1 protein-coding gene is annotated in these 1762 nt (G+C 57.8%); it reads right to left on the reverse strand.

What is annotated here, in order from left to right:
• Nucleotides 1-262: 262 nt before the first annotated feature.
• The coding region (locus tag IF809_RS38470; RefSeq protein WP_462840070.1) for a thioesterase domain-containing protein at nucleotides 263-1762 on the reverse strand (1500 nt) is incomplete at its 5' end.

The following is a 1762-nucleotide window of genomic DNA, read 5'->3' on the forward strand; positions in this document are numbered from 1 at the left end:
GTGCTAGTCCTGAACGTCGGTGACACTGCGGTCCAGCAGCAGTATGCTGGACCGATCTTGAGTGGCCCGTATTCAGGTCCCTCCACCACGAACGGGACTATCAACACATTCGGGCACGTGTCGTCGTCAGCGTCGCTGAATGGAACATCGTCGGGTACGATTACCCGCAACATCTACTCCCGGTCTGTCTTGTGGGATGGATATTTGGGGCTAGTCTAGAAACGAAACTTCGAACCTGAGCCTTCGGAGAAATTCTTTGAGCCTATTCAAGAGTGCCGATTAGGGCCGTTGAAATAGCATGAGCGAGAACTTGGCGGTTTTCTGGGTTGCTCACCATTGTCGCGTGGTTGCCTGGAACAGGTACCGCATGAATGGCCCCCGCATCGACGACCAGGTCCCAGCCAAGCTTTGGCAGGTTTGCATCGCGACCAGATTGCTTGTCAGGCGGTACCCAACGACTAAGAGGCTCACTGGCATAAAACTGGTATATTTCAATTGGGAGCGACGGAATGCGATACGATTGTAGCGCCCGTTGAAATGCCGCGGCCCTTTGATACATCGAGACGTCACTGTGAAGATCGTGATCTGGAGCTAACGCTCCTGTTTGCTGCGCCTTTTCGAGCAACTCAGAGATGGAACATTGTTCCGTGTCGCGTTCTAAAACCTCGCGATATTCATCGCGCAAGGTTCCACAACGATCCAAAACAAACTCTCGCGCCAAATTCTTCAGTGATGCGTTCGAAGAAGCCCCAGGTAGACTGACATCGATGAAGGCCATGAACGACACAACTTCATCACTACTCAGTAATCGCTCGGCAATTGCATAAGCCAGGATTGCACCTGATGAGTATCCAGCAAAGCGGTATGGGCCACGTGGCTGGATCTGTTTAATCGCAACAATCACCTCCGCGGCCATCGCCTCAAAAGTCGGTGGACGAACGTCATCGAAAGGTGGCCATGGCAGAGCGTAGACTGAGCAGTCTGCATCCATTTCCACCGCCAAACCGAGGACATACGAACAATCTCCAAAGCCTGACGGGACAAAGAAGAGCGGTGGTTGCGATCCGTTCGGTCGAACGGAAATCACCGCCGAGTTACTGGGCTGCACTTGCAAACAAATCTGCGATGCGAGTTCCTTCAGAACAGGTGCGCGGAAGAGGTCGGTGGCGCTAAAACTCAACCCAAGATTTGATGCTCGACCGAGCATCTGCACGGCCAAGAGCGAGTAGCCGCCCAGTTCGAAGAAGTGGTCGTTGCGCCCGATGCGCTCGACACCAAGGAGCTCGGCCCAGATCTGCGCCAGCGCCGTCTCGACCTCACCTTGCGGTAACTGGTAGGCCGCCAGCGCATAGGCCTGATCGGACGGCGCCGGCAGTGCGTTCCGATCGAGCTTGCCGTTCACCGTCAGCGGAAGCGCGGCCAGCCGCACGAACGCACTCGGCACCATGTAGTCCGGCAGTCGCGCACTTAAGTGCGCGCGCAAGGCGCCCGCAAGCGCGCCTCCACCGCCCTCATCCGAGCCGGCCTCGGGCGCGCAGACCACATAGGCGATCAGATGCTTGTGGCCGCCGCCGTTCTGGCGCGCCAGCACCACCGCCTCGCGCACCCAGGCGTGCTCGCAAAGCCGCGCGACGATCTCACCCGGCTCGATGCGGTAGCCGCGAATCTTCACCTGATCGTCGTTGCGGCCCAGGAACTCAAGATTGCCGTCCGGCAGATAACGGGCAAGGTCGCCGGTCCGGTACAGCCGATCGCCCTCGAC

This window comes from Bradyrhizobium sp. UFLA06-24 (genome assembly GCF_054967145.1).